Consider the following 18,815-nt stretch of genomic DNA (forward strand, 5'->3'; position numbering starts at 1 on the left):
TGAAAGTGGTTGTTGTCACCACTATTCTATACACCATGCATGACTTCGGAAATGCGGTTTGTTGTATGGGACGTGCCTTTTATTTCAAATCCTGCTCTGGTGATCACATCTGAGTCAATTTCCTGCAGGTTTTGTTCGTATCCCGCCAACAAGGCCAGATCACAGATTTGATTGATATTCTCTGGTATTCCTTCGGTCGCTTTTTGAATTTCTCGAAATGCGTCAGCCGTGAAAGGGGATTTGGAACAACCCGAACAATTCAGGCGATACCTGATATAATTTTCTGTTGTTTCCTGATCAAATGGTCCGAGTTCAATCGCCAAGTCTGAGAATTGAGAGACAGCTGCCGCTTCCCCGGAATTCAGATTCTCTAATGCCGTCACGATTGTTAATGAAGGAAATCGTTGATTTCCGGTGTGCAGCAAGCGTTCAATTGATTTCAGACATTCGGCGCGGCTCTGATCAACATGGTCCAGAAGCAGAATCAAGCGGCCCTGCGTCAGTTGCAGTCCCATCAGGTAATCAGTCAATTGTCGCCAGAGCTGAGGCAACTGAGTGGTATATGCGGGTCCCAGGCGTAATTGCGCACAGAGCTGCCAGAGGAATTCTTCTTCTCCCAGGCCGAATAGATCAATCGATTCACACTGATAGGGGCTTCTTTTCAGGATCGTCTCGAAAACCTTGAGTGTAAACGACTTGCCCGTTCCTTCAGGGCCTGTGAACACGGCGCATTTCTTTTGCTCTTCTGCCACAAACAATAAGCGGGCCAGCGCTTCCTCGTGGAATTCACTTTCAAAAAAGTATTCCAGATCCAATTGTTGGTCGAACGGTGCTTGTGACAAATTCCAGAAATCGCAATACATGATTCGCTTTTGACCTGTTGTCTTTTGAGTTAGAACCGATGTGTTCAGATTCTCTGCTCCTTGCAGAAAGCACACGGAGCGAGATACCATCCATCAATGGGGAGCATCGTGCCAAAGTATTGGTGACAACCATCTTCTGGACTCGAAACTCCCCTTATTGTTAAAATCGGTCTTTCGGTGTCATCGGCATGACCGAACCCCGTCCGTCTGTTCTTTTTTTCCTCAACTTACGTATTTTGAAGAGCTTGAAATAATTTTATGCCCCACCGATTTTACGTTGAAGGTTCTTTTGCCCCGGATTTTCTCCTTATAGAAGGTAGTGAAGCGCACCATTTTCTGCACGTTTTACGACTGCGGGTCGGTGATTCTGTGGAAGTCTTTAATGGGACGGGGGCGGAAGCAGACGCGGTGATTACGAACACGACGCGAAAAACGGTTGAAGTCAAAGTCACCGCGCGACGCGAATCGCAGGCAAATTCCCAGATACCAGTGATATTAGCGACCGCAGTTCCCAAGGGAGACCGCTTTCGCTGGCTGGTAGAGAAGGCGACGGAATTGGGCGTCAGCAGGCTGGTGCCTTTGATCACGGAACGTAGTAGTGTTGATCCAGGCGAGAATCGATTGAAAAAATTACAACAAACGATCGTCGCTGCCGCGAAACAATCGGGCCAGACGCGGCTGATGGATTTGGCTCCGCTACAGAAATGGGATGAGTTTCTGGAAGAAGTCAGCCAGACCGGTCATCGTATATTGATTGCAGACCCATCTGGTAGCCCGTTAGATTTGTTAAACTCCACTTTGATAGATGCAGCCACGAGTTCCGTGATTCTATTGATCGGACCAGAAGGAGGCTTTTCTTCTGAAGAACTTCAGGCCGCGTTGGATCGAGGGGCGTCACCGGTCAAACTGGGTGAGGCCATTTTACGAATTGAAACCGCTGCGATTTTATTCGCCGGGTTGGTGCGCCTCACCACCATGCAAACAGAGTAATCCTGGTCTACAGGCTGCATCAGGTCATTGAAACATGTGCCCTGAGCGGAGAAATAGCACAAAACTGTAAATCACGACGCCAGCAACAATCAAAGAACCAAAGTTGAGCAGATTACGACCCGTCGTCATTTTTTTTCTGGCAACAATTTGTGCGATCACGGTGACAACTGCAACCAGGGCGAACTTAAAGTACACCATGCCTTTGATACCCCAGCGCGCGATAAAAAAGTTGGCAAGCTGGTTGGATTCTCTGAAGCCACCTGTCACCAGCAGTAGATAGGTCATGAACACGTCTAACGCATTGACCAGAATAAAGACACAGGTCTCTCGTTCCAGAGGCAATTGATGGCTCCAGAACGAGCGTCCTTTTTCCTGTTCAGGGGGTTCAGGCTGAGCTTCTTCCATGATCGTCTCTTACTAAACGGTAACTGAAATTGAAAACAGAGTGCCTCAAACAAGTTTCCGCAGTTGTTTAATATAGCCGGGAATCGCTTCCTTGGGTTCTTCTTTGGCTTCATATTCCAGCACAATGAAGTTTTTGTAGTGTGCGTCTTTCAAAATTTTAACGATCCGCGGAATATCCGCGGGCACTTCTTTTCCACGTACTCCCATTTCCACTTTGATCTGGGCGTTGATTGCCAGTGGCGCAATTTTGGCAAGATCTTCATACGGGTGTTCTGTGCGGAAGTTTCCACTGTCGAAGTTGATCCCGAAATTGGGTGATTTGTTGACGCCATCAATGATTCGCATCATCTGTTCCGGAGTCGATGTGATGCCGCCATGATTTTCAAGTGCCAGGCTGACACCTTTCTTCTCGGCATATTTCAGCGATTCATTGATGCCTTTCTGGCACATGCGAATCGCTTCGGCTTCGTTGCCTCCCTTAGGCACTCGGCCTGCAAAGATACGAATGACTGGCGCGCCCAGAATTGCAGAATAATCGATCCACTTCCGCGTCATTTCCAGTTGCTCATCTCGGGCAGCTCCTTGGGGAAGGCAGAAATCGTTACCAATGGCGGTGCCCGAAACTTCCAGTCCCAGAGAACCGGCGAGATCGCGTGTCTGTTTCAGATAATCATCGCTGACCGGGTTGGGAAAATAGTAACTGGTCAATTCGCAACCATCGAGTTTCAACTTTCCGCAGTAGCGGACGAAATCCTGAATATCCATCGTCGCGGGAATCTTTTTAGGACGTGGTTTGGGCCAGCTTTGTTTCAGGTAGCGATGAAAAGAATAGGCGGCCAGGCTCAGTTTGAGTTTTTCAGATGCTTTTTTGTCCTGAACTCCTGCTGCCATTGTCGTGTCTGTGATCAATGAGCCTGCAGTCAGTGCTCCCAAGCTCCACAAAGATGATGTTTTCAGGAAGTCACGTCGATGGGATTCCTGTTCGAACGGAGAGGGTGAATTAACTGCCATTATGTTTACTCCAGGACTAAGCCGAATAATAGGAATGCGCTGATACTGGTAACGGGTAAGTTCAGAATCGAGGAGCTCCCATTTTGACAAATCATAGACTGTAAAGAAACCCTCGATATCAAAAACAGGCAGAATTGCAAAGTTTCTGAGGATGGCTAAACTTACTCTATTGCTAAAGATAACACTGACAGTTTACCTGTCTGTTTGTTACGATGTGCGGCCGGGGAATGAACCCTGTCAGACTGTAAATCAAATTGCTGTAAATCATTATTGACCGGGCCTTGGTGCCCATGACCTATTTAGGAAGACCGGACACAATGCCTCGTTACGACGCCAAGCGGATTGAAACCAAATGGCAAACCTTTTGGGACCAGCACGAAACATTCAAGACAGGCGAATTCGTTGAGGGTAAAGACAAGCTCTATGTGCTGGATATGTTCCCTTACCCGTCGGGCGATGGTTTACACGTGGGTCATCCCGAAGGCTATACGGCGACCGATATTGTCTGTCGGCATGCCCGTATGCAGGGCAAGCAGGTCTTGCATCCGATGGGTTGGGATGCTTTTGGGTTACCCGCCGAGCAACACGCAATCAAGACAGGCACTCCCCCCCGAATCACGACGCAGAAGAATATCGATACATTCCGTCGCCAGTTAAAGATGTTGGGTTTCAGTTACGACTGGAGCCGCGAATTTTCGACCACCGATCCGGACTACTTCCGCTGGACGCAATGGATCTTTCTCCAGTTATTTCATTCCTGGTTTGACAGTGACTGTGAATGGACGGGCCCCGATGGCAAACAACGCGTGGGGCGAGCCCGGCCGATCAGCGAATTGCCGATTCCTGAAAAAGTAAAAGCAGCGGGGGAAGAAACGACCCGCCGATATCAGGACCGCCAGCGGTTAGCCTATCAGCATGAAGCGCCCGTGAACTGGTGCCCTGCTTTGGGAACCGTGTTAGCGAACGAAGAAATTATCGACGGCAAGAGCGAACGTGGAGGCCACCCGGTCGAACGCATTCCGTTACGCCAGTGGATGCTCCGTATCACAAAATACGGCGACCGCTTGATTGATGGTCTCGAAGGGTTGGACTGGTCGGACTCAATCAAGTCGTTGCAAAAAAACTGGATCGGTCGCAGCGAAGGGGCAGAACTCGATTTCTTTATTGGTTCTGAAGAGTCTGGTTCAGATTTGGATCAGGCATTTGCAGACTGGCAAACGGCGCGGGCTGAATCCGGTTTTCCGGAAGAGTCTGAAGAAGATGTCTTGCGGGTTTATACAACCCGCCCGGATACTTTGTATGGTGCCACCTACATGGTGTTGTCGCCGGAGCATCCATTTGTGGATCGGTTAACGGTTGCTGACCAGAAAGCCGCCGTTGAAGCATACCGGAAGCAGGCCGCACTCAAAAGCGATTTGGATCGGACCGATTTGGCGAAAGAAAAAACAGGCGTCTTTACCGGCAGCTATGCGGTGAATCCAGTGAATGGCGAGAAAGTTCCGGTCTGGATTGCCGACTATGTTTTGATCAGCTACGGGACGGGGGCGATCATGGCGGTTCCTGCGCATGATTTGCGCGACTGGGAATTTGCTGTTGAGTTTCACTTGCCGATCATTCCCGTTGTCGAACCACCGGCCGGGTATGAGCCTTCGAAAGACGAGTTGGCACTCGAAACGGAAATTGAAGGAGAAAAACGAACACCGTTTTCCGGCTTGGGGACAGCTATCAATTCTGGTGAATTTGACGGCACACCAACCGCGGACTTCAAAAAACAGATCACCGCGAATTTGGTCGAGCAGGGTGTTGGGAAAGGCGCCGTTAACTATCGTTTGCGGGACTGGCTCTTCAGTCGCCAGCATTTCTGGGGTGAGCCATTTCCGATCTGGCATGAATTGGATGCGGATGGCAAGATCACCGGTTTAATGCGTGCTGATTCGGAAGAGAGTTTGCCCGTTGAACTTCCCGAGTTGAAAGAATTCAAGCCGGCTGGAACACCCGATCCCCCGCTTTCTGTCGCACCGGACGAATGGTTGTATAAAACCGATAGCGACGGAACCCGTTTATATCGTGAAGTCAACAGTATGCCGCAATGGGCGGGTTCGTGCTGGTATTATTTACGGTTCGCAGATCCGAAGAATAACGAATGTTTTATTGATCCGGAGAACGAAAAAAACTGGTTGCCCGTGGACCTTTATATTGGTGGTGGTGAGCATGCGGTGTTGCATTTGCTCTATGCCCGTTTCTGGCATCAGGTATTGTTTGACCGTGGCTTTGTGACCTGCCCCGAACCATTCCAGAAGTTAGTCAATCAGGGCATGATTTTAGGCGATGTCGAATTGACGGGCTTTCAGACGACAGAGGGTGCCTGGGTCTCTTCCAAGGAAGTTGAAGAATCGGATGAGTCCGAAACAAAGTGGATCGAGACAGCTTCGGGCAAGCCCGTGAATAGCATCAGCTTAACTTCGGATCAGGTGCAAAAACAGGGTGAAGATTTTGTACTTGTGGATGATCCCACCATTTTTGTGAATAGCCGCGCTCATAAGATGTCGAAGTCACGGGGCAACGTTGTGAATCCGGACTTTGTGGTCGAACAGTACGGTGCCGATGCCTTACGCATGTATGAGATGTTTATGGGGCCGTTGGAAGCAACGAAACCCTGGAGCATGAGCGGCGTGGAAGGAGTCAGTCGATTTCTCGGTCGTGTCTGGCGGTTGATGATTGAGGAACGCGCTGAAGAAGTCATATTGAATGAAGCGGTTTCGGAAGAGCCACCGGCCGAAGAACAGTTACGGATTTTGCACAAAACGATCAAAGCCGTCACTGAGGACATCGAGAAATTATCCTTCAATACGGCGATCAGCCGCATGATGGAATTCACGAATGCGATGGGACAGCAGAAAGTTCGATCGAAGTCTGTCTTGTCTGACTTTGTGTTACTTCTTTCGCCGTTTGCACCACATATTGCAGAAGAACTCTGGAGTGTGTTGGGGCATACCGGCTCGTTGGCCTATCAGTCGTGGCCTCAATACGACGAAGCATTATTGCAGGAGTCGGTTGTCGAAATACCGGTGCAGGTCAACGGAAAGTTACGCTCCAAAGTTTCCATCGCAGCCGACGCCGATCAGGCAGCGATGCAGCAGGCAGCTGAGCAGGACGAGACCATCGCCAAGTACCTGGAAGGAAAAACGATTGTAAAAGCAGTCGTGATCCCAGGCCGCATGATTAACTTTGTGGTAAAATAAGCTTTCAAACAGGAGCGAAGCGTGAATGGCGTCGCTCCTGTTTTGTTTTACACATCTCGTGTTATTCTCCGTCCAGTCGATAGAGTGGCTGGCTGATGCCGGTCGCATCGACGGACCAGGGGAGCCAGGCGAATGCCACTTCATTTACCATCAGGTCTGACTTGCGCGGCCGGACCGGGTATTCTTCGATTTCGAGGTCTTCAGGATGAATGGGCTCTGCCAGTTTATCTAATTCCTGTTGGAACTGGTCTTCGAGGTCCGCGTATTTTTGCTGTTGCACTTCCAGTGCTTCCTTGGCGCGACCAATGTCGCCGTGTTCTTTGGCGGCACGGCCCACGTTGCGCGCTGCAGTAGAAGCTTTGCGAACATTGGTCGCGCTGGCGACTTTTCGGCCCATGATGGCGCCGAATATGGTCGTGCCGATTGAAAGGAAGGTACTCAGCTTTTTATCGCTGTATTGAGATTCTTCACGTGCTACACGCTCTTCGGCAGTTCGGATGCGGTTTTTAATCGTTTCAAATTTGGACGCATATTTTGTGCGCAATTTTTCAATCTGCAAATCGCGTTCTTCACGCATCAGTTGTTTGAGTCGGGCGCGAAACGCGGCTTCGTTTTCTTCAGGATCCGAATAGAGTTTGGGGTCCGCACTGAACCACAGGTTCAAAGAACGTTCCTGGTAGAGATACGTTTTTAAATTCTTTTCCCAGGTTTTGTATTGTGTCTTCCGTGTCAGTGCGCTATCGACTTCAGCAAATTGTGCTTGTGCAGCGGGTTCATTGTCATACTCCAGATTACCAGGGGGAATGGATACGGCTTCTTCCCAGAGTGATTCGGGAAGTGTGCCCGTAATTGTGGTCAGCATGGCGACGTCCTGCCAGAGATCAACTTTCGACTTGGCGTCAGCATATCTTAGTTTTGCCAGGCCGATGATGCCGGGACGATACACGAGACGGCTCCCTTGAGGCAACAATGTGGAAGCGGTGAAAATTCGCTGTTTGATATCAAGGGGAATTAATGGCGGCTGACTCGGGCTCTGTTTTGTGACGGTGGCGATCGTTGGCGCAGTCGTCGTTGATTCTGTTGCGGATTCGGCAAGTGCCTCCTTGCGGGGTTCCATCAGCTCTTTGATCTGTGTGCGCGTGAGTGGGCCGCGGAGATAAGAGAGGGCCCATCTCGTGTGGAATACGACGGGTGCATTTTCATGGACATTGTGTAACAAGAAGACGCGGCTTCCCAAGTCAGACAGAATCGCTTCCATCTCTTGACGATGTAACTGACTGCCGGCGGAACCGGACGCGCTTTCCAGTCCGTCCAGAACGCGTGCTTTGTCCCGTTCGGTCTGCAGGCGACCGATGAACCAGGTTCCCGTATTGGAGAGGCCTTTATAGTCGAGGTCGACCGGGTTTTGTGTTGAGAGTACGACCCCCAATCCAAAAGCGCGGGCTTGTTTCAGCAGTGTCAGCATCGGTGTTTTGGAAGGGGGATTCGCGGTGGGAGGAAAGTAGCCGAAGACTTCATCCATATATAAAATCGCTCGCAGGCTTGATGTTCCCGACTGACTTCGAACCCAGGCCAGCACCTCATTGAGCAAGACCGTCACGAAAAACATACGCTCTGATTCGGACAAGTGGGCGATTGAGAGAATGGAAATACGTGGTTTTCCCTGTTTCGTCATGAGCAGATTTTCGATGTTCAATGCCTCTCCCTCCATCCAGGCTTCAAATCCCGGAGAAGCCAGCAGGTTATTGAGTTGCATTGAGAGCTGCAGACGATCTTTCGAAGGATAAAACGTTTCCAGATCCAGGAAGCCGATCTTATCAAACGGTGGAACCTGGATTTCCTGGATCAGACTGGCGATGGAGAGATTGCGTTTTTCTTTCCAGGCACTGCTGAGTATGTTCGAGAGCAGAATATGTTCGCGGCTGTTGATCGGGTCTGCATTGATTTTGAGTAATGCTAATAAGCCTGAAACAGCTGACATGATCCGATCTCGAAAGGCATCGCTGTCCTTCAAAACAGCATCACTGGGTGCATCGAACGATTTTAAAACAGAGATCGGTAAACCGGCGTTGCTGCCTGGTGTGTAGATGGCCATGTCGACAGCAGAGCACAGCCGCTGAATCCGGTCGCCGTCCTGTTGCCAGTCGGCTAATCCTTTTTTCCAGAGGTCGGCTGTCCAGCGGGCATATTCATCCGGCGTTTTCCCTTTGCGGACTGCTTCACTTTCTTCGATCCAGGGGCGAAAATCAGCGGGTTTCAATTCCGGGAAGTTGAGCAGCAGGTTCCCCAGGTCCCCTTTGGGATCGATGGCGATGACGGGAATATCATCGATGGCAGCTTCTTCGAGAAGTGACAGACAGAGCCCCGTTTTACCACTGCCGGTCATGCCGACACAGACAGCGTGCGTTGTCAGGTCTTTGCTGTCATACAGAACCAGGTCGTCTTTAATCGTGTCGTTGGGGAGATCGTATTCTCGGCCTAGATAGAATGCGCCAAGCGTTTCGTAGGGTTGATCCGTCATTGCTCACCATGAACTGGAAGAAAGGAAAATGAAATCGAATTCGAGTCAAGAACTGCCCGCAATGGAATTGTTTATAGCGTAACATGCGGGAACGTCGATTTCACGTTTGAGTGGAAAAACTTCACTAGGATTTTGGCCGTCGAATCAAAAGTGATTGATCTTCAGGCGGGTTCATCTTGCTCGGGAACGATTGAAAAACAGGAAGCGACTTCTTCCGGAATGCGGCGTGGCGTGAGATTTTCATAATTCACAAACGCCCAGTTAGTTTCTGCGCGAACCAGCAGCTCCGAATCAGTGGGCCGAATGATCCGGTATTTTCGGAGGGATTTGACTTTTTGCAGCGTGGAAATCCAGGTTTGAACCACAATTTCCTGATCCACAAATGCGGGCTGCAAATATTCGATGTAGTGACTCCTGGCCACCCAGCCGATTTTCATTTCCCGATAACGGCGGCCGGACCAGCCATTGGCGGTGGAGTGGGCAACCGCCGCATCCTGCAGCCATTTTAAGTAAACGACATTATTGACGTGTCCCAGCCCGTCTATTTCCTCGGGGGTGACTAAATGACGGTATTCATAAATGCGATGCATGGAATTTGTATCCCGGGTTATGGTATGGTATGCCCAGACAGGAGCAATTGCTGAGTGAACGACATGAGAGTCGTCGGTTCATTCGCTTTGAATTAGTGTAATTGAATTGAATGAGAATTGAATCAGAGTTCCATGAATAATTTAACATCGCTTCCACTGGTAATCGGTTTAGGTGAATTGCTGTGGGACTGTTTTGGTGATGAGAGACGTCCCGGCGGTGCACCGGCGAACGTTGCCTTTCAGGCGAATCAACTGGGTTGTCAGGGGACTGTTGTGACCCGCGTCGGGGACGATGCATTGGGGACAGAGTTACTTGAATTTTTAAAGCAGCAGCAGCTCTCCACTGAGTACGTCCAGATTGATGAGACCCATCCGACGGGAACCGTGACCGTCGAATTCAGTGATGCCAACGATCCGCAGTATACGATTCATGAGCAGGTTGCCTGGGATCATTTGGAATTCAATGACCAACTGGCTGCGTTGATGAAACAGGCGCAAGCCGTCTGCTTCGGCACGCTGGCGCAGCGTGAGGCAGACTCGCGCGAGTCAATCCATCAGTGTCTGGCAGCGACGAGTTCAGCCTGTCTGGTCGTGTATGATATTAATCTGCGTCAGAAGTACTACGACCGTGATTGGATTGAACGGTCGTTGACAGCAGCGAAGATTGTCAAACTGAATCAGGATGAGGTGCAGGTTTTATCTGAACTGCTGGCCATTTCTGCCGAAGACCTGCAGGCGTTTGCACTACATCTTCAACAGGCATATGGAGTGGACGCAATCTGTATCACGCGCGGTGCGGAAGGATGTTTGATTTTCGCCGACGATCGGCAATATGATATTCCGGGTACTCCTGTAGAGGTGGCAGATGCGGTGGGAGCCGGTGATGCGTTTACCGCCGCTCTGATTTCCCGACGTCTGTTAGGATGGGGCTGGGAACAGGCGGTGCTGTTTGCCAATCGGGTGGGAGGTCTGGTTGCCAGTCAAGCGGGGGCGATGCCCGTTCTGCGGGCCGAGTTTGAACAGCTCAGTCAGGAGCTTCAGAAAACTTAAATCAGGTTGAGTTCATACACATTTTCATTACTTCAGATAGCTTAAGGAAATATTAAATGTCACGTTTTACTTTGTTCGCGCTGTGTCTGGTTGCAGTCAATTTTGTAGGATGTAACAGTGAAACTCCGACAGGCGGAGATGCGGAAGTTCCCGAGGCGGCTTCCAAAGGTGGAACGTCTACTACATCAGCGGATGATTATCAGGTCCTATTAAAAACCACCAAGGGTGATGTTTTGCTGGAAGTCCATCCGGAATGGTCGCCTAAAGGGGCTGCACGATTCAAGGAACTGGTTGAATTAGGATTTTATGATAACTGTGCTTTCTTTCGCGTGCTTGATGGTTTCATGGCACAGGTGGGGATCAATGGTGATCCTGCCTTGCATGCCAAATGGCGCGACAATAACATTCCAGACGACCCCGTCGTGGAATCGAATAAACGGGGATATGTCTCTTTCGCAAATGCCGGTCCCGATACTCGGTCCACTCAGTTCTTTATCAATTATGGTGACAACTCAAATTTGGATTATGGCTTCTCTCCCTTTGCAAAAGTCATTGAAGGCATGGAAGTGGTCGATTCCCTTTACAACGGATATGGTGAAGGCGCTCCCAGTGGCCCCGGGCCCTCTCAAGGCAGAATTGTGGGAGAAGGCAATGCGTACCTGAAAAAAGAGTTTCCGATGCTGGACTACATCGTCAAGGCAACAATTGTCGAAGAGGAGCCTGCTAAGACAGATGCGAAGTCTGAGACTGCTGAACCAGAGGCAAAGGATGACAAGCAGCCTGCTGAACCGGCGGCTGAAAAGTCTGAGAAGAAAGAGGCCGCTGACGACAAACCCAAAGAAGCAGCAGCTAAGAAAGACGAATAGATCTGGTTCAATCGTTGACCGGCATACGCACAAAGGGAGCTCGGATACAAGTCAGTTGATCCAGCTCCCTGCTGGCTGCCTGGAAGCGGCCTTCTGTGGTGCGGTGTGTCATAATTACCAACGGCACAATCGGGTAGTCCTCGGTCTGATCGACTTCAGGCGCTTCGTGTTGGACCAGGCTGGCGATGCTGATTTCGTGGTCTCCCAGTACATTGGTGATATCTGCCAAAACATGCGGGCGGTCTTCCACATTCAATCGCAGGAAGTAGCGCCGGGAGATCTCTTCACGGGGCATGATGTTGATATCCGGGCGAGGATTCCAGAGGTCCAGCCGTGGGAAGGTGATTGCGGCGCGGCCGACGGCGACATCAATCAGGTTGGCCACCACGGCAGAAGCGGTTGCCATCTGACCTGCTCCCATGCCTGACAGCCAGATTTTCCCCACCGCGTCCCCTTCCAGGGCGATTTTGTTGTAGGCGTCTTCTACATGGGCCAGGGGGTTATCATTGCGGATCAGCGTGGGCTGAGCATGCATTTCCAGTTGGCCATCCAGCAGTTTGGCGACTGCCAGTAATTTGACGGTATATCCCAGCTCATGGGCGTATTGCAAATCGGCTAAAGAGAGGGAGTCGATTCCCTGCCTGAGGAACTGATCCAGGTTGACTTTGACGCCGAGTGCCAGCTGCACCAGGATTCCCAGTTTCTGGGCGGCATCAGTACCGTCCACATCCATCGCGGGATCCGCTTCTGCATATCCAATTTCCTGCGCACTGCTGACCGCGTCTGCATAACTCACGTTATGAGAAAACATCTGCGTCAGGATGTAATTGCTGGTTCCATTCAGGATGGCTTCAATCGAAGTAATCTGATTGGCTGACATCGCCTGAGTCACGGTTTCGATTAACGGTACTCCACCTGCAACGGCTGCTTCAAAGCTGATGCAGCGTCCCAGTTCTTTAGCACGTTGAAACAGGCTTTCCCCTTTTTCGCAGAGCAGCGCTTTATTCGCGGTTACGACATCTTTACCGCTTTCGAGGGTACGCAACATGATATCGTAAGCCGGATCAATTCCGCCGACGAGTTGAATCACGACGTCGATCGAGGAATCATTGATGACCGCTTCAATATCGTCGGTGAGTACTTCTGCTGCCAGGTCAATCTCGCGTGGTCTGGAAAGATCTCTCACGACAGCTCGCTTCAGGTGAATCGGACGGCCGGCGCGTGTGGTCATTTGTTCGGCGCGGTTGAGCAAGATTTTCGCGACACCAGTACCAACGGTTCCCATACCGATAATGGCCACGTTTAAAGGAGAAGACGACATTCCAGATTCCTGAATTTGTAAACACGGTGAATTGTAGCGAGGGGCTTAAATATCAGCACCGTACTATAGACGGTCCTCGGGGTGAGTGGAACCATGGCTAGAGAAATCAGTTGATTTCATCGTCATAATATCGGGGAATATGTCGATTTTATGGATCAGTTTATGACAAATGTGTCAAGATTCCAGTGGGGAGAAAGTGTTCAATCACTTGTATGATGTGAGAAAGCGAAGTCAGTCGCAGGAGAGTAACTCTTTACCGCCAACAAAATTTTTCCAGCAAGCATATTTTTCATGCTTTACTTGTTGGAGCAGAACCGGATTACGACTGGGTTTTGCCGGTTTCTGCAGCAGTTTCATGCCAGCCTGAGAGGGAGTGCGACCTCCTTTTTTGGTATTACAACGGCGACAGGCACTGACAATATTTTCCCAGCTCATGCCGCCTCCGTGAGAGCGGGGGACAACGTGATCCAGACTAAGCTGCTTCACGCCGAATTTCTTCTGGCAGTACTGGCAGCGATAGCTGTCTCGGATAAAGATGTTGCGGCGGTTAAACTTGATGGTATTGTTGGGGATGCGATCATAGCGAAGCAGGCGAACGACACGGGGAACCTGGATTTCAAAATTGACGGTGAGAATCCAGTCTTCCAGTTCCGTTCGTTCATTGAACTCTGACCTGAGCCCACTGATTTCAATCCAGGAACCGAAGTCATAGTTCATGTAGGTGCCATCTTCTACGCTGATGACTTCCGCAATGTCTTTACTGAGCAGACAGAAGGCACGCTTGGCGGAGATCACGTGGACCGGCGAATAAGTCTTGTTCAGCGCCAACACGCTCGCCTGCATGGCGCTGGACTGTGCCTTACCGGTAGTTGCAGATATCATATGCCGCCCACCCTCCAGATCTCTTAGCAAGGTTATGGCAATATTGGGGAACGATGAAAATCGAAGCGACTCATAAGTAAAGAAACATTTGAATTGACGGGCATAATACCTTAACAGATGCTGCAGTCAATTAAAATTTGCAAATTCTTTACTTGATTTAAGCGCGTACCCTCACCTTTGATATTTTATACCTTGGGGGGCCTCCCAATCAACTGTTTCCGGGGGGATGGGGCAAAATGTATACTGAAATGGCTCTGTCGCTTCATCGAACTCGATCAGCTTTGATGAAGCGACGGTTAAGCCAATATGAACTTATTGCAACCAGGACAGTGGAGCGGTCGCGGGTGGCATTTTAATGAGTTTCACGCAGGAAACATCTTTGTGGCTGGAAACTTCCTCGATCGCTGCATCGGGGACTTCACCATCCACATTCAAGACTGCGATGGCTTCGCCACCGGGCTGGTTTTGCAGTCGGCCAAGCGCCATGTGGGCGATATTGACATTGTGATTTCCCAGAACGGTGCCGATGTAGCCGATCAGGCCGGGAACGTCATGGTGCCGGTAAATCAGCAGATTTCCATCAAGGTAAGCGTCGAGATAGAACTCGTCCAGTTTGGTCAGACGCAGGAAATCCTGGCCGAAGATGGTGCCAGCAGCTGAGCACGTTCCCTCTTCGGTTTCAATCGTCGCTGAAATCAGTGTGGACAGCGTTCCCGCTTCGGTGGAGCGTGATTCCGAAATTTCGATGCCACGTTCTTTCGCGAATACGGTCGCGTTTACGATATTGACGTCCGCTTCAAAAGCGTTGGAGAGCAGGCCTGCAGCGAAGCTGGAGGTAATCAGCTTGGTTTGTTTTTCAGCGACTTCACCGCGGTACTGAAGCTGAACGCTCTTTAAACTGCCTTTGGTCTGTTGTGACAAAAACAGGCCTAACCGGTGTCCGAGTTCGATGTGTGGTTTGAGGTCTGCCATCTCTGCACCTGAGACGGGAATCATGTTGATGGCGTGGCGAATTTCATTCTTCGTCAGAAAGTCGGAAATGATTTCCGCGGCTTCCAGTGCGACCATTTCCTGAGCTTCATCTGTGGAAGCACCCAGGTGTGGAGTTGCCAGCATGTTGGGGGCGTCGATCAGACGTCGGTTTTCCGGGGGCTCCTGTGTGAAGACGTCGCAAGCAGCGCCGGCGACTTTACCAGATTCCAAGGCATCAGCCAGATCGTCTTCGTTGACGATGCCTCCCCGGGCACAGTTGATGATTCGGACTCCGGGACGCATGGTGGCGATCCGCTCGGCATTGATCAGGTCGCGTGTTTCGTCTGTCAGAGGAGTATGCACGGTCAGGAAGTCACAATGCTTTACCAGCTCATCAACTTCCTTATAAAGTTCGATGCCATACTCGGCTGCGCGTTCTGCGGACATGAAAGGATCATATCCGATGACTTTCATTTCCAGTCCTTGTGCGCGTTGTGCGACAGAAAGCCCGATGCGACCGAGGCCGATAATCGCCAGTGTTTTGCCGGCGACCTGGGTGCCCGTTAATTTTTTACGTTCCCATTTTCCCTCTTTCATGGTGGCGTAAGCCGGGCCGATATTACGGGCCAGTGACATCATTAAGGCAATCGTCTGTTCCGCCGTACTGGTTGTATTTCCAGCCGGCGTATTCATCACGACGATTCCTTCACGCGTGGCGGCGGCACGGTCAATGTTATCGACGCCCACACCAGCTCGTACGATCGCCTTCAATCTTGGCTGATCTTTCAGAACCTCTTCCGTCAGTTTCGTAGCACTGCGGATGATGATTCCGTCTGCTGACTTGAGTGCTTCCCGTACTTCTTCCGGCGAGAGTCCGGAACGAATATCCAATTCAATTTCCGGGTTGTCTTCGAGAATTTTAAGACCAGCTGGCGAAAGGTTGTCCGTGATCAGGACTCGGTACATGGAACTCACTCGCTTAATAATTACATGGAAAAAAGGTCAGGGAAATCACAACGACTTCCTAATGATACAGAGGTATCGTCCCTTAGCATAGTTCGCCAAAAAATCGCGCCAAGGCAAACAGCACTGCAAAGTCGGGAAATCCAAAAACAGTTTGACACTCGTGGGGATGAGTTTCGTTCTTTGAGAAGGAAACGCTGATTTTCCGCCTGTAAAGGGGATAACCTCAGTCAAAATGAGTATGATATTCTGTGCACATTCTGCTGAGATAATCAGGCATTACTATTTTTGAGAATTCATCGAAGAAGATAGATATGAAGCGTTCTTTATTAAAAATTCTGGTTGTGATCCTGCTGATTTTCCTGCCAGTGATCCTGCATCAAACCTATCGCTGGATGACCGCCTTACCGAGGCAGATCACCATTGCCGCCGGTCATCCGGAAGGCCGATATCATGGAATGGCGGTGCAACTCAAAACCATGCTGGAGCAACGTCTGCCTGTCGATGTAAAGGTTCTGGAAACAAAAGGCTCATTGGAAAACCTGGAGTTAGTACGTCAAGGAAAAGTAGATCTGGGTTTTTATCAACCGGGTACCGAGTATGCCCTGGCGGCACTCGAACCTGCGAAGCAGGCGCAACCAAAGTTGCTGGTGAGCCCGGAGGATCAGATCGGTTTCATTGCCAATTTGTATTCGCAGGTGATGCATGTCATTGTGCCCGCTGACTCCGGCATTGAAAGTGTAAGGGATCTGAAGGGGCGCAGGATTGCGATTGGTGATCAGGGATCGGGAGATCTGGCAGCCAGTCTTCCGCTTTTACGACACCTACAACTCAGTTTGGATCAAATCGAACCTGCGTACCTTTCCTATCAGGAAATCGAAGAACAGTTTGGAAAGAAAACACTGGATGCTGCGATTGTGACAGTGGGGATTGAAGCACCCGTATTGCATGATTTACTGGAAACAGGCAACTATCGTATTCTGGAGATTCCCTTTACCGGCGCTCTGACTCGCAAGGCGTCTCACTTTTATGAATACGAAATACCAGCAGGCATGTTTCGAACTCAAGAACCGATTGTGCCTGAAAATAATCTACAGACCGTTGCCTGTGGCGCGCATTTGCTGACAAAGGGATCGACGCCTGATGCTCTGATTGCTGAAGTGACTGCGATTATTCTGCATCAGAATTTTTCGCGGCAGATGCATTTGAACGAACTATTTGCTGCAGGACATGAATTTGCACAAGATAATCAGGGCTTCCCCGTGCATTCGGGGGCTGACCATGTTTATAACCCTGAGCTAAAACCATTTCTGAATTCCGATTTTGTTGAAGCGACGGAGGGGATGCGGTCGTTTCTGGTATCGGTGTTGATTGCCGCTTATTTATTATTTCGATGGTTTCAGAAGCGGCGCTCCAAAGCCAAGGAGCACAGGCTGGACCGCTTTATCAGACAGCTTGTCGAGATCGAAAATAAACAAATGCAACTGGATGGGAACAATCAGGATGATGGTCCCGCGTTGCAGAGGTTGCTTGATGATGTGACCAGTTTGCGTCAGGGGACACTGGAGCAATTTTCAGCGCACGAATTGAATGAGGATCGTGCGACTGATGCATTTCTGGAGATGTGCCATGCGTTGAGTGATAAAATTAACGCCAAGCTTTTAGGCTGGAAAATTGATCGCCTGGGTGAGAAGATAAGTAAATCTTAGACGCGCAAAAGAGCCGTGAATCTTTCACCGATGGTCATACCTACTTTTTCCGGAAGCGGATTATGCTGGCTAACGCCAATTTTATCAATGGTTTATGGATCTTGCTGGTAATCATTGTCTGTTATCTGTTCGTGCTGATTCCCATTTTGATTTATTATGCGATTCAGCATATGAGATCTCCACAATTGATCTTGTTGCCTGAAGAAGACGGGAATGAACTTCTGACAGAAAAATGTGGGATCGAGTCCGGTTGGGCTCAGTCAATGCATTATGAAATGGTGGGCGTTTATCGTTGGCAGCAGAATTTCATTCTGGCCTGGGAGAGCGTGAATGACGCGACATTTTTTCAAGTCACGCTGTCACCCTACGGACGCTTTCACAGTTTTACGACTGTCTTTGAAGAAGACTATTCCCTGGTGACGGCCAATGATCGGGAGTCGTTAATTTTTCCTGCGCCGCCCCGGCGTTTTGTGCAGTCATTTGGGATTGAACAGACTGATCTCTTAAGCGAAAGACACCAGTCTGCTGTCGCTGACCTGATGAAAATTAAACATCTTCAATTACAAGATCAACTGCCGTGCTTTGAAGAAGCTTATCTCAGCAGTATTCAGCAACAGCACGAGCATGTCCGGTCAGTGCTGTTTTATCCGATTCGAGGGATCTGGTGGTATCATATCGGACGTCGGGCCAAATTTAATCGACCGATCGATTTGCAGCAGGCGGTCTTAGACAACTGACGCGGATACTGTGGGGACGTGTTTTACTTTTGAAGTACCCAGAGACCGCGGTGGATTTTCCAGCCCTCGTTTCGTTTTTTCCTTTCGAAACTGGTCTGGTAATCCATGTCGTGTTCGGGCAGACTCTCTTGCGGTGCTTCTCGCTGGATGAACTGGGACGCATGGTCCATTAAATTTTTGACCCGTTCGAAATATTCTTCTACGTCAGTCCAGAAATGAAGCTCCCCACCATTCTTGAGTGCCTTGGTGATCCGGTTGACAAAGACGTCCGTAAAGATGCGGCGTTTATGATGGCGTTTTTTCCACCAGGGATCGGGGAAGTAAACATGAACTTCTGAGATGGATGAGTCCGGGATGAATTTATCAAAGGCAATGCGTGCATCGCCGCCGAGTACACGGGCATTCGGCCGTTCGGCTTTCAGTAATCTCGTAGCGGCCCGCCGTCCTTCACGGTAATCAATTTCCATGCCCAGAAAATTCTTATCTGGTGTAGCGCCACTGGCATTGAACAGGAACAAACCGCGGCCGGCTCCTACATCCAGCACCACCGGATTGTCATTGCCAAAAAAATCAGACCAGTCGAAGGGGCCTTCCAGATCTTCCAGAGTTCGAAAATAGGGTTTGAGATCTTTGGTGGGTTTGGAACGCGACATGATTTGGGGAGTAGAACTTTCAGTTTCTGCGAGAAGGTAA

The 18,815-nt window shown here is 50.0% G+C and carries 15 protein-coding genes; 6 read left to right on the plus strand and 9 right to left on the minus strand.

Annotated features, from left to right (window positions below; all coding sequences use genetic code 11):
- Positions 1-26: 26 nt before the first annotated feature.
- Complete coding sequence (locus tag Pan241w_RS02130; protein ID WP_198000278.1) at positions 27-863, minus strand: ExeA family protein; 837 nt, start codon at positions 861-863, stop codon at positions 27-29.
- Positions 864-1,121: 258 nt separating this feature from the next.
- Here Pan241w_RS02130 and Pan241w_RS02135 point away from each other — a divergent pair, with 258 nt between their 5' ends.
- Positions 1,122-1,853 carry an RsmE family RNA methyltransferase gene (locus Pan241w_RS02135; protein WP_145210256.1) on the plus strand — a complete coding sequence of 244 codons (732 nt, stop codon included), beginning with the start codon at positions 1,122-1,124 and terminating at the stop codon, positions 1,851-1,853.
- Positions 1,854-1,877: 24 nt separating this feature from the next.
- Here the strand turns inward: Pan241w_RS02135 and Pan241w_RS02140 are convergent, their stop codons facing one another.
- Both Pan241w_RS02140 and Pan241w_RS02145 read right to left on the minus strand, forming a co-directional pair.
- Complete coding sequence (locus Pan241w_RS02140) at positions 1,878-2,258, minus strand: DUF5658 family protein (protein WP_145210260.1); 381 nt, start codon at positions 2,256-2,258, stop codon at positions 1,878-1,880.
- A 45-nt stretch (positions 2,259-2,303) separates the two neighbouring features.
- Positions 2,304-3,269: a sugar phosphate isomerase/epimerase family protein gene (locus Pan241w_RS02145; RefSeq protein ID WP_145210262.1), complete on the minus strand. Its 966-nt coding sequence runs from the start codon at positions 3,267-3,269 to the stop codon at positions 2,304-2,306.
- A gap of 317 nt (positions 3,270-3,586) precedes the next feature.
- On the opposite strand from Pan241w_RS02145, the gene leuS reads away from it, so the two are divergent.
- Positions 3,587-6,511, plus strand: a complete 2,925-nt coding sequence (leuS, locus tag Pan241w_RS02150; protein ID WP_145210265.1) for a leucine--tRNA ligase — start codon at positions 3,587-3,589, stop codon at positions 6,509-6,511.
- Positions 6,512-6,572: 61 nt separating this feature from the next.
- Here leuS and Pan241w_RS02155 read toward each other — a convergent pair whose 3' ends face one another.
- On the minus strand, positions 6,573-9,032 hold the full coding sequence (locus tag Pan241w_RS02155) for an ATP-binding protein (protein WP_145210268.1): 2,460 nt from the start codon (positions 9,030-9,032) through the stop codon (positions 6,573-6,575).
- Positions 9,033-9,193: 161 nt separating this feature from the next.
- On the minus strand, positions 9,194-9,622 hold the full coding sequence (locus Pan241w_RS02160) for an acyl-CoA thioesterase (RefSeq protein ID WP_145210271.1): 429 nt from the start codon (positions 9,620-9,622) through the stop codon (positions 9,194-9,196).
- A 132-nt stretch (positions 9,623-9,754) separates the two neighbouring features.
- Here Pan241w_RS02160 and Pan241w_RS02165 point away from each other — a divergent pair, with 132 nt between their 5' ends.
- Both Pan241w_RS02165 and Pan241w_RS02170 read left to right on the plus strand, forming a co-directional pair.
- Positions 9,755-10,672 (plus strand): carbohydrate kinase family protein, encoded by a 918-nt coding sequence (locus Pan241w_RS02165; protein ID WP_145210274.1) that lies wholly within the window; start codon positions 9,755-9,757, stop codon positions 10,670-10,672.
- Between the two features lie 56 nt (positions 10,673-10,728).
- Positions 10,729-11,538: a peptidylprolyl isomerase gene (locus Pan241w_RS02170; protein WP_145210277.1), complete on the plus strand. Its 810-nt coding sequence runs from the start codon at positions 10,729-10,731 to the stop codon at positions 11,536-11,538.
- Between the two features lie 7 nt (positions 11,539-11,545).
- On the opposite strand, the gene Pan241w_RS02175 is transcribed toward Pan241w_RS02170, so the two are convergent.
- The 3 genes from Pan241w_RS02175 to serA form a co-directional block, all read right to left on the minus strand.
- The gene (locus Pan241w_RS02175; RefSeq protein ID WP_145210280.1) at positions 11,546-12,859 is read right to left on the minus strand and encodes a homoserine dehydrogenase; all 1,314 of its coding nucleotides are present in this window, start codon (positions 12,857-12,859) and stop codon (positions 11,546-11,548) included.
- Positions 12,860-13,090: 231 nt separating this feature from the next.
- Entirely contained in the window at positions 13,091-13,741 is a 651-nt protein-coding gene (locus Pan241w_RS02180; RefSeq protein ID WP_145210283.1) for an HNH endonuclease, read from the minus strand.
- Between the two features lie 312 nt (positions 13,742-14,053).
- Entirely contained in the window at positions 14,054-15,679 is a 1,626-nt protein-coding gene (gene serA, locus Pan241w_RS02185; protein WP_145210287.1) for a phosphoglycerate dehydrogenase, read from the minus strand.
- Positions 15,680-15,990: 311 nt separating this feature from the next.
- On the opposite strand from serA, the gene Pan241w_RS02190 reads away from it, so the two are divergent.
- The gene (locus Pan241w_RS02190) at positions 15,991-17,385 is read left to right on the plus strand and encodes a TAXI family TRAP transporter solute-binding subunit (RefSeq protein ID WP_145210290.1); all 1,395 of its coding nucleotides are present in this window, start codon (positions 15,991-15,993) and stop codon (positions 17,383-17,385) included.
- A 62-nt stretch (positions 17,386-17,447) separates the two neighbouring features.
- Positions 17,448-18,122, plus strand: coding sequence for a hypothetical protein (locus Pan241w_RS02195; RefSeq protein WP_145210293.1), 675 nt, complete (start codon positions 17,448-17,450; stop codon positions 18,120-18,122).
- A gap of 23 nt (positions 18,123-18,145) precedes the next feature.
- Here Pan241w_RS02195 and trmB read toward each other — a convergent pair whose 3' ends face one another.
- Complete coding sequence (trmB, locus tag Pan241w_RS02200; RefSeq protein ID WP_145210296.1) at positions 18,146-18,775, minus strand: tRNA (guanosine(46)-N7)-methyltransferase TrmB; 630 nt, start codon at positions 18,773-18,775, stop codon at positions 18,146-18,148.
- Between the last annotated feature and the right edge of the window lie 40 nt (positions 18,776-18,815).

The organism is Gimesia alba (assembly GCF_007744675.1).
Lineage (GTDB): Bacteria > Planctomycetota > Planctomycetia > Planctomycetales > Planctomycetaceae > Gimesia > Gimesia alba.

Excerpts from the sequence above, each read along its gene's own strand:
- Pan241w_RS02130 (WP_198000278.1), bottom strand. The coding sequence starts at position 863 with ATGTATTGCGATTTCTGGAATTTGTCACAAGCACCGTTCGACCAACAA.
- Pan241w_RS02135 (WP_145210256.1), top strand. The coding sequence starts at position 1,122 with ATGCCCCACCGATTTTACGTTGAAGGTTCTTTTGCCCCGGATTTTCTC.
- Pan241w_RS02140 (WP_145210260.1), bottom strand. The coding sequence starts at position 2,258 with ATGGAAGAAGCTCAGCCTGAACCCCCTGAACAGGAAAAAGGACGCTCG.
- Pan241w_RS02145 (WP_145210262.1), bottom strand. The coding sequence starts at position 3,269 with ATGGCAGTTAATTCACCCTCTCCGTTCGAACAGGAATCCCATCGACGT.
- leuS (WP_145210265.1), top strand. The coding sequence starts at position 3,587 with ATGCCTCGTTACGACGCCAAGCGGATTGAAACCAAATGGCAAACCTTT.
- Pan241w_RS02155 (WP_145210268.1), bottom strand. The coding sequence starts at position 9,032 with ATGACGGATCAACCCTACGAAACGCTTGGCGCATTCTATCTAGGCCGA.
- Pan241w_RS02160 (WP_145210271.1), bottom strand. The coding sequence starts at position 9,622 with ATGCATCGCATTTATGAATACCGTCATTTAGTCACCCCCGAGGAAATA.
- Pan241w_RS02165 (WP_145210274.1), top strand. The coding sequence starts at position 9,755 with ATGAATAATTTAACATCGCTTCCACTGGTAATCGGTTTAGGTGAATTG.
- Pan241w_RS02170 (WP_145210277.1), top strand. The coding sequence starts at position 10,729 with ATGTCACGTTTTACTTTGTTCGCGCTGTGTCTGGTTGCAGTCAATTTT.
- Pan241w_RS02175 (WP_145210280.1), bottom strand. The coding sequence starts at position 12,859 with ATGTCGTCTTCTCCTTTAAACGTGGCCATTATCGGTATGGGAACCGTT.
- Pan241w_RS02180 (WP_145210283.1), bottom strand. The coding sequence starts at position 13,741 with ATGATATCTGCAACTACCGGTAAGGCACAGTCCAGCGCCATGCAGGCG.
- serA (WP_145210287.1), bottom strand. The coding sequence starts at position 15,679 with ATGTACCGAGTCCTGATCACGGACAACCTTTCGCCAGCTGGTCTTAAA.
- Pan241w_RS02190 (WP_145210290.1), top strand. The coding sequence starts at position 15,991 with ATGAAGCGTTCTTTATTAAAAATTCTGGTTGTGATCCTGCTGATTTTC.
- Pan241w_RS02195 (WP_145210293.1), top strand. The coding sequence starts at position 17,448 with ATGCTGGCTAACGCCAATTTTATCAATGGTTTATGGATCTTGCTGGTA.
- trmB (WP_145210296.1), bottom strand. The coding sequence starts at position 18,775 with ATGTCGCGTTCCAAACCCACCAAAGATCTCAAACCCTATTTTCGAACT.